This is a genomic window from Thermosediminibacter litoriperuensis (genome assembly GCF_008124715.1).
In the GTDB taxonomy this organism is placed as follows: Bacteria; Bacillota; Thermosediminibacteria; order Thermosediminibacterales; family Thermosediminibacteraceae; genus Thermosediminibacter; species Thermosediminibacter litoriperuensis.
The window spans coordinates 1-7359 of the sequence record NZ_VNHO01000051.1; the positions used below are offsets into that span (position 1 = coordinate 1).

Below are 7359 nucleotides of genomic sequence, written 5' to 3' on the forward strand. Positions count from 1 at the left end.
AATTTGAATGTCCACAGAATTGATATTTATTATGCTCATCCCTACTCTGCCTGGGAACGGGCCACCAATGAGCGGCACAATGGCCTAATCAGGCGGTTAATTCCTAAGGGAACAGCTATCAAGGAATTATCTTTTTCACAAATCGAACGGGTGCAAAATTGGTGTAATACTCTGCCCAGAAAAATCCTGGGCTACCGGCAACCAGCAGAACTCTTTTTCCGGGAAATAGAGCGACTAACTTACGAACTTCAGCCTTCATGATTGAAAAACCCAACATCATTCGGGTTTCCAAAAAATGTGTCGCATTTAATATTGCATTTTACGTTCCTAAATATCCCTTACTTCCAGGTATTTTTCCAGCTTCCTCTTGACCCTCTGCAGGGCGTTATCGATGGATTTCACATGCCTCCTCAGTTCCTTGGCGATCTCCTGGTAGGACTTACCGTTCAGGTAGGATATCAGCACTTCCCACTCCAGCTTGCTCAAGATTTCGCCCATTTTGCCCTCTATGTCCTCAACTTCTTCCCTGCTGATTATGAGTTCCTCCGGGTCGGTGATCTTCACCTCGGAAAGCACATCCAGCAGCGTCCTCTCCGAGTCCTCGTCGTAAATCGGCTTATTCAGGGAAATGTACGAATTTAGTGGAATGTGCTTTTGGCGAGTGGCAGTTTTAATGGCCGTGATGATCTGCCTGGTTATGCAGAGCTCGGCAAAGGCTCTGAAAGACGAGAGCTTATCCGGGTTGAAATCCCTGATGGCCTTATAAAGGCCGATCATACCTTCCTGGATAATGTCTTCTCTATCTGCACCAATCAGGAAATAGGATCTAGCTTTGGATTTGACAAAATTTTTATATTTGTTGATCAGGTATTCCAGAGCTTCCCGGCTGCCACTCCTGGCTTCGTATACAACTTCCTCGTCCTGCATGTCTTCGTAGCAGGCGTAATCGTCTTTATGAAGCCCCACATTCACACTATCGCCCCCTGCCGAAATAGACCACTTTCATTATATCTCATCGAATTTCGAGTAGTCAAGCTCCCCCGCCATTTTTTAGGCGCTCCATGATCAGCCTCCAGATCTTCCTGTCTATCCTTTCCTCCAGGGTATGTCTTTCCAGTAGGCGCCTTTCCTCCTGCTTCCTCCTTTTTTCGACCAGGTCCATGATCTCCTGGTGGAGCTCCCTGGCGGAAACGCGGATAGCGCCGCGGCCCATGACTATTTGCTGTTCTATCCAGTCGGAGGTAGCCACCCTCACCTTTTGTCCCATGGCCATGGAATCCACCGTTTTTTCTATATAGTTGTCGGCGGTTTCCCCTTCTTTAGTAAAGACCACTTCCACGCCGTTCACGCGGTAGCTGATGCGCCTGCCCCCTTCCACCTGGTGGGCGTCGAATACTATGACGACATTTATCCCGGTCTGAGCCGCATAGTCGGCCATAATATCTATAAGCTTTTCTCTGGCCGCCTCCAGGTTCAGGCTCTTTGCCTCGACGAGCTCGGGCCAGGCATTTATAACATTATAGCCGTCTATTAATAAATATTCTTCATATTTTTCAGGCATGCCTTCCTTCCCTTTGCCTCAAAATTTCGTACCCCAGGACGGCGGCAGCTACTGCGGCGTTCAGTGACGGCACATGACCCCGCAGGGGAAGTTTAACCAGAAGGTCGCATTTTTCTCGAACCAGCCTGCCCAGCCCTTTGTCTTCTCCCCCGACGACCAGAGCTACCGGACCGGTCAGGTCCATCCGGTAGTAGGGCTCGCCGTCCATGTCAGCTCCCACCACCCACAGCCCCTTTTCTTTGAGGTAGTCCAGGGTTGAGGCGATATTGGTGACCCGGGCAACATTTACGTACTCGGCAGCCCCCTCCGATACCTTTACCACGGCCGGCGTTACGCCGCAGGCCCTTCTCTTCGGAATGACCACGCCGTGGACCCCCAGGCAGTCGGCGGTGCGCAGGATACTCCCCAGATTCTGGGGATCGGTGATCTCATTGAGCACGAAAACGAAAGGAGCTTCCCGGCACCTGTCCGCTGTTTCCAGGATGTCGTCCACCGAGACGTATTCCTTCGGGGAAGACAGGGCGATAACCCCTTGAGGGTTTCGAGTTTGGGCCATGTGCTCGAAACTCTTTGGGTCCAGCTCCACTACTGGAATACCGGAGCTTCTTGCCAGCTCCATTATCTTCTGTATAGCCCCGTGCCTTTCCCCTTTTTTTATATAGATTTTATTTAAAGGCCTGCCGGCCGATAGGGCTTCCAGCACGGCATTTCTGCCCTCTATCCTGGCCTCCTTTTTATCTTCCAGAATGACTATCACTCCCCGGAATGATATAATTGTGGTAAAATGCTTGTACCAATGATATTTTAATTTGCTTTAAAAGTCAAGGAGGCGCATAATCATGAGAGTTAGAATTTTAACCCACACTCCCGAACCGGAAAAAACCGTGGCCGCCGCAGCCCGCCTCTGCTACTCCAGCGCAGGGGCCTGCGAGATCATGGAAAACCTGACCGAAGAAAAGATCTCTTCTTTTATACAGAAACTGATGGACATGGGGCACATGTCCCCCACCGAACACGTAACCTTCACTTTCGCCGTCGAAGGTGTCAGCCGCACGCTGCTGGCCCAGCTCACCCGCCACCGGATAGCGTCCTACTCGGTTCAGAGCCTGAGGTATAACAATCCCTTTAAGGAAGAACTCAAAAAGGAAGATGAAGCCGGAGCGGTTCAGCTGAGATCTGGAAACGAAACCTACCTGAAGGGCTTCATTTACGCCGGCGGGGAAAAAGCCCTTTATAAGAATTTTATAGAGGAGTCCGGCGTTTCGCCGGCCCTTTCCGGAGAAATCCCCGGAGAAAACCTCTCCCATTACGTCAGGGGTATTTTTGACGCGGCAGGACAAATATTCGACGGCAGTTTTGCGGTAGCCTTTCCGGGAACGTTTTCCTCGATCCTGGCCCGCACTCCCTTTAAACTTGCGGCCGGAGGCGAAAAGCTCCTGCTTTCGGGAAGGGATGCGGCAGACTTCTGCCTCTACATCTATGGCGGAGTTGATTTCGCCGGTTCCCTCTACCTGCGGGAAAAATTCGTGGAACTCTGCAGAAGATCGGCAGACTTTTTCAGCGGAATAAAAAAGCAGTTGGAAGACTACATCGCCACCCGCTATTATTCTGTGCTCCCCGAAGCCGTTGCAAAAAATCCGGAGGCTGTTTTGGTCTACATAGACGCTCTGGAAACCAGCAAGAAGAGCTACCTCGCGATGGTAAAAATGGGGGTCGATAAGGAGGATGCCCGGTACGTGCTGCCGATGGGGACCCGTACCAATCTGGTGATGACTATGAACGTCAGGAGCCTGTATAATTTCTTCAACCTGCGCTGCTGCGAGAGAGCCCAGACGGAAATCCGGGAACTTGCCCGGATGATGCTGGCCGAGGTAAAGAAAATAGCCCCGAACCTTTTCAAAAAGGCCGGAGCTCCCTGCGAAGCCACGGGGTTTTGCCCGGAGGGAGACCTCAGCTGCGGCCGGTATCCCGTCCGGAATTGACCAGTTCGAAGGAGGCCATGAGTAACCTGTTCAGCCTGTCGTTCCTCCCGGTGAGGTAAAGGTAACCCAGGAGCGCCTCGAACCCGGTGCTGTAATGATAGTCCATTATGTCGGCGTTCTTGGGGACCGTATTCACCTTGGCATTGCGGGCCTTGCGGACCACATCCTTTTCTTCGGGAGTCAGGTACTCCTCTATTTTTTTGAGGACTTCGGCCTGAGCCGAAGCCCTCACGTACCTGACCGCCTCGTGGTGCAGGTCCCTCACCTTTTTACCGCTCCCCACCAGCATTGTTCTGATAAAGAGGTTGAAAACTGCGTCGCCCACAAAAGCCAGCGCCAGCGAGGAAAGTGCTGACACGTCCAATCTTCTTTCGCTTTCCATCAGCATATCACTCCAATCATACCCGCTTCCAGCGCACGCCGGCGGGGGTGTCTTCCAGGATAATGCCCCTGGCCCTCAGCTCATCCCTTATTTTATCGGCCAGGGCGTAGTTTTTTGCCTTTCTGGCCTCCTCCCTTTCCTTTATCTTCCGCTCGATCTCCTCGTCCAGCAACAATGGCTGGAATTTCGAGAAGAACCCCAGCACCCCGCCCAGTTCAAGAACCATCTCCTTCGTCTTCCTCACGGCCTCCCGAGAAGAATTCTCGTTCAGGCTGACGTTGAATTCCCTGATCATGTCGAAGAGCACCGCTATCGCCCCGGCAGTGTTGAAGTCGTCGTCCATGCTGTCTATGAGTTTATTTTTGTTCTCAAGCTGCTTCTTCAGATATTCCTCCTCTTCGCCGTTCAGGGGCCGTTCGGGAGCTGCGTTCTGCAGGTGCTCCATGGCGTAAAGGGCGTTATAAAGGCGCTCCAGGGCGCTCTTTGACTGTTCCATGAGTTCCCGGCTGAAGTTTATGGGGCTTCTGTAGTGGGAGGAAAGCATGAAAAACCTCAGCACTTCCGGATCATACTCCTTCAGGATTTCCCTGACCGTGAAGAAATTTCCCAGGGACTTGGACATCTTCTCGTTGTTTATATTCAGGTAACCGACGTGCATGAAGAACCTGGCAAAGGGCTTGCCGGTGGCGGCTTCGCTCTGGGCCACCTCGTTTTCGTGGTGGGGGAAAATGAGGTCCGGCCCACCGCCGTGGATGTCAATAGTTTCTCCCAGATGTTTCACGGCCATTACAGAGCACTCGATGTGCCACCCGGGCCTGCCCTCGCCCCAGGGGCTGGGCCAGGAAGGCTCCCCCGGCTTTTTAGCTTTCCAGAGAGCGAAATCTACCGGGTCCTTCTTTTTCTCTCCGGGCTCCACCCTGGCTCCGGCCTCCAGCTCCTCCAGATTCTGCCCGGAAAGCTTGCCGTAGCCCGGGAATTTCCTGGCGGCGAAGTAGACATCCCCTTCCACCTCATAAGCATAACCCTTTTCAATAAGCACCTTTATGAATTCGATGATATCCTGGATGTGCTCGGTGGCCCTGGGGTGCACGTCTGCCCTCTTTATATTGAGAGCGTCAGCGTCTTTGAAGTATTCTTCGATAAACCTGTCCCCCAGCTCTTTGACCGTAACGCCCTCTTCGTTAGCTCTCTTTATCATCTTGTCGTCTATATCGGTGAAGTTCTGCACGAACTTCACCTCATAGCCCCTGTATTTCAGGTAATTCCTGACTACGTCGAAGGTTATAAACACCCTGGCGTTTCCCACGTGAAAAAAGTCGTAAACCGTGGGGCCGCAGGCGTAAATGGTCACTTTGTTGTCATTAAGCGGTCTGAATTCCTCTTTCCTTTTCGTCAGGGTATTGTAGATTTTCACCCTTCCCCCTCCTTTCAAGCTGATCTATCCTTTTCTCCAGTTGTTCCAGCTTTTTCTGCAGGCTTCTCATCACGTCAGCCACCGGGTCCGGCAGCAGGTGATGGTCCAGGTCGACTTTTGTAAAGTCCTCTTTGGAAAAATCTATTTTGTTCCTGACGACGGCCTTGCCGGGCACGCCCACCACAGTGCAATTAGGCGGCACATCCTTTAAAACCACCGCCCCGGCGCCGATCTTGCAGTTGTCGCCTATCTTTATCGGCCCCAGGATTTTGGCCCCGGCCCCCACGACTATATTATTGCCCAGGGTGGGATGCCTCTTGCCCTTTTCCTTGCCGGTGCCTCCTAGGGTGACTCCTTGGTAAAGGGTGACGTTGTCGCCTATTTCCGTGGTCTCGCCGATAACGACGCCCATGCCGTGATCTATGAAAAACCCCTTTCCGATTTTGGCACCGGGGTGAATCTCGATGCCCGTGAAAAACCTTGCCACCTGGGATATGATTCTGGCTATAAGGAAGAGCTTTCTTTTATAAAAGAAATGAGCTATGCGGTGCATCAGGATAGCGTGAAATCCGGGATAGCACAGTATTACCTCCAGGATGCTCTTCGCCGCCGGGTCCCGATCGAATATCACTTGGATGTCATCCCTGATGGTCTTTAATAACGACATACTTCTGCCTCCTTTCAATCTTGGTGCCGATTTACAGGGAAATAAAAAGGCCTTTCACCTCTGCAGAGGCGAAAGGCCCGCGGTCCCACTCTGATTTTTCCTCTTTTCCTTAACGGCCTAAGCCGCAGGCCTCTACACTATTTCAAGGCCTGAACTCCGGGGTGCAGTTTCGGTCCCGCCTTTCCTTGAAACCGCTCTCAGCCGCCGGCGGTTTCTCTCTGTAAGGGATATCGGGCCTACGATCCCCATCACAGTTTTTCCGTGTTGATTTTTATATTTATGATAATAGAATTTCCCACTAAAGTCAAGGGAATTCCCCTTTAGCAAAAAACCACCTTAAATGGCGGGGTTTTTTACAAAATTTCTATCATCACGGGCACAACGCCGCTTTCGATCATTCCAAGTATTTCTGCAGCTTTTTTTGACAGGTCGATATGACGGCCTTTTACGTAAGGGCCCCGGTCATTTATAACTACCGCTACGCTTTTGCCGTTTTTCAGATTGGTCACTTTTACCCTGGTTCCAAAGGGCAGGGACCTGTGAGCCGCCGTTAACGATTCCTGGTTGAACACCTGGCCGCTGGCCGTCCTTTTACCGTTAAAACCCGGCCCGTACCAGGAGGCATTGCCCGTAAACACCTTTTTGCGCGACGGCAGGTTATTCACCGGCCTCTCGACCGCGTTCTTTTCCCGCACGGCCGAATAGCATACCGGCCCGGGCGCAACGTCGGCGACCGGCATCGCCGCCGTCTCGCTCCCCTTTACAGGCCCCACAGTGAAAACCAGTACCAGGGCTGCAATTACAGCCGCGGCGAATTTCACGGCCACTTTACCCCTCCTTTCTCCGCCTCCGGGGTTAGCTGACGGGTTAGGGCCGAAAGGTAGCCCCTCCCTTTTCGGGATTCACCCCAGAAAACCGGTTCCCCCGTATTCGCTCTTCGCGAAATTCGGCGTACTGTAGATTTAAAGCAAAATAAAAAAGTGAGGTTTTCATTCCTCACTCCAGCTTGTAGACAAAGCCGCTTTTAGGTTATGCATCCTAAAAGCGGCTTTTTGTTGAAGGCGAAGAAAATTTTTAAGAAAAACGAATGTAAAGCGGGGACTGTTGGCGGAAACGTTCCCCGTCTTTTCTTCCATAAAGCCAGCTTTTTTAAATTCATGCATGCGAAAAGAAGCGTGAGGTAATGTCCGACTTTCCTCAAGCCTCGTAGATTTGTATAGCGCATGCCATGCTTTTCCTTCGCATCGGCAAATACCCGCTCGATGGTCTGGCCGCGCATTTTGTATAGTTCTTTACCCCATTGGGTGTGTCTTATATCTTCCGCTTTTTCCACGTAATGCTCCCATATATGCC

10 protein-coding genes, 1 pseudogene and 1 riboswitch are annotated in these 7359 nt (G+C 51.8%); of the genes and pseudogenes, 3 read left to right on the forward strand and 8 right to left on the reverse strand.

Annotated features, from left to right (window positions below):
• Positions 1 to 261, forward strand: a 261-nt coding sequence (locus LZ11_RS11980) for an IS30 family transposase (protein WP_148866487.1), incomplete at its 5' end; no start/stop codon positions are given.
• Between the two features lie 66 nt (positions 262 to 327).
• Here LZ11_RS11980 and sigH read toward each other — a convergent pair.
• Genes sigH through rlmB form a run of 3 tightly spaced genes read right to left on the reverse strand, consistent with a single transcriptional unit; the run spans position 328 to position 2318 of the window.
• Positions 328 to 972, reverse strand: coding sequence for an RNA polymerase sporulation sigma factor SigH (sigH, locus tag LZ11_RS11985; protein WP_148868095.1), 645 nt, complete (start codon positions 970 to 972; stop codon positions 328 to 330).
• Between the two features lie 58 nt (positions 973 to 1030).
• Complete coding sequence (locus tag LZ11_RS11990; RefSeq protein ID WP_148868096.1) at positions 1031 to 1561, reverse strand: NYN domain-containing protein; 531 nt, start codon at positions 1559 to 1561, stop codon at positions 1031 to 1033.
• Positions 1554 to 2318, reverse strand: a complete 765-nt coding sequence (gene rlmB / locus LZ11_RS11995) for a 23S rRNA (guanosine(2251)-2'-O)-methyltransferase RlmB (protein ID WP_246110817.1) — start codon at positions 2316 to 2318, stop codon at positions 1554 to 1556. Before rlmB ends, LZ11_RS11990 begins: the two co-directional genes overlap by 8 nt.
• Positions 2319 to 2397: 79 nt before the next feature.
• On the opposite strand from rlmB, the pseudogene thyX (LZ11_RS13085) reads away from it, so the two are divergent.
• Positions 2398 to 2697 (forward strand): annotated as a pseudogene (gene thyX / locus LZ11_RS13085) (FAD-dependent thymidylate synthase); the annotation flags it as partial.
• A 474-nt stretch (positions 2698 to 3171) separates the two neighbouring features.
• Positions 3172 to 3543 carry an FAD-dependent thymidylate synthase gene (gene thyX, locus LZ11_RS13090; protein ID WP_342782621.1) on the forward strand — a complete coding sequence of 124 codons (372 nt, stop codon included), beginning with the start codon at positions 3172 to 3174 and terminating at the stop codon, positions 3541 to 3543.
• Here the strand turns inward: thyX (LZ11_RS13090) and LZ11_RS12005 are convergent.
• From LZ11_RS12005 to LZ11_RS12025, 5 genes are all read right to left on the reverse strand, one after another.
• Positions 3512 to 3925, reverse strand: coding sequence for a Mini-ribonuclease 3 (locus LZ11_RS12005; RefSeq protein WP_148868098.1), 414 nt, complete (start codon positions 3923 to 3925; stop codon positions 3512 to 3514). The two genes, thyX (LZ11_RS13090) and LZ11_RS12005, sit on opposite strands and share 32 nt — an antisense overlap.
• Before the next feature lie 16 nt (positions 3926 to 3941).
• Complete coding sequence (cysS, locus tag LZ11_RS12010; protein ID WP_148868099.1) at positions 3942 to 5339, reverse strand: cysteine--tRNA ligase; 1398 nt, start codon at positions 5337 to 5339, stop codon at positions 3942 to 3944.
• Positions 5287 to 6006 carry a serine O-acetyltransferase EpsC gene (gene epsC / locus LZ11_RS12015; protein ID WP_148868100.1) on the reverse strand — a complete coding sequence of 240 codons (720 nt, stop codon included), beginning with the start codon at positions 6004 to 6006 and terminating at the stop codon, positions 5287 to 5289. The genes cysS and epsC overlap by 53 nt, the downstream gene beginning before the upstream one ends.
• A 353-nt stretch (positions 6007 to 6359) precedes the next feature.
• Positions 6360 to 6833 carry a septal ring lytic transglycosylase RlpA family protein gene (locus LZ11_RS13210; RefSeq protein WP_222927269.1) on the reverse strand — a complete coding sequence of 158 codons (474 nt, stop codon included), beginning with the start codon at positions 6831 to 6833 and terminating at the stop codon, positions 6360 to 6362.
• A 2-nt stretch (positions 6834 to 6835) separates the two neighbouring features.
• A riboswitch (cyclic di-AMP (ydaO/yuaA leader) is annotated at positions 6836 to 6968 on the reverse strand.
• Positions 6969 to 7030: 62 nt separating this feature from the next.
• Positions 7031 to 7359: transposase (locus LZ11_RS12025; protein ID WP_222927236.1), on the reverse strand; the 329-nt coding region annotated here is incomplete at its 5' end.

Coding starts and splice junctions, on each gene's coding strand:
- LZ11_RS11990 (WP_148868096.1), bottom strand. CDS start 1,561: ATGCCTGAAAAATATGAAGAATATTTATTAATAGACGGCTATAATGTT.
- LZ11_RS12005 (WP_148868098.1), bottom strand. CDS start 3,925: ATGGAAAGCGAAAGAAGATTGGACGTGTCAGCACTTTCCTCGCTGGCG.
- epsC (WP_148868100.1), bottom strand. CDS start 6,006: ATGTCGTTATTAAAGACCATCAGGGATGACATCCAAGTGATATTCGAT.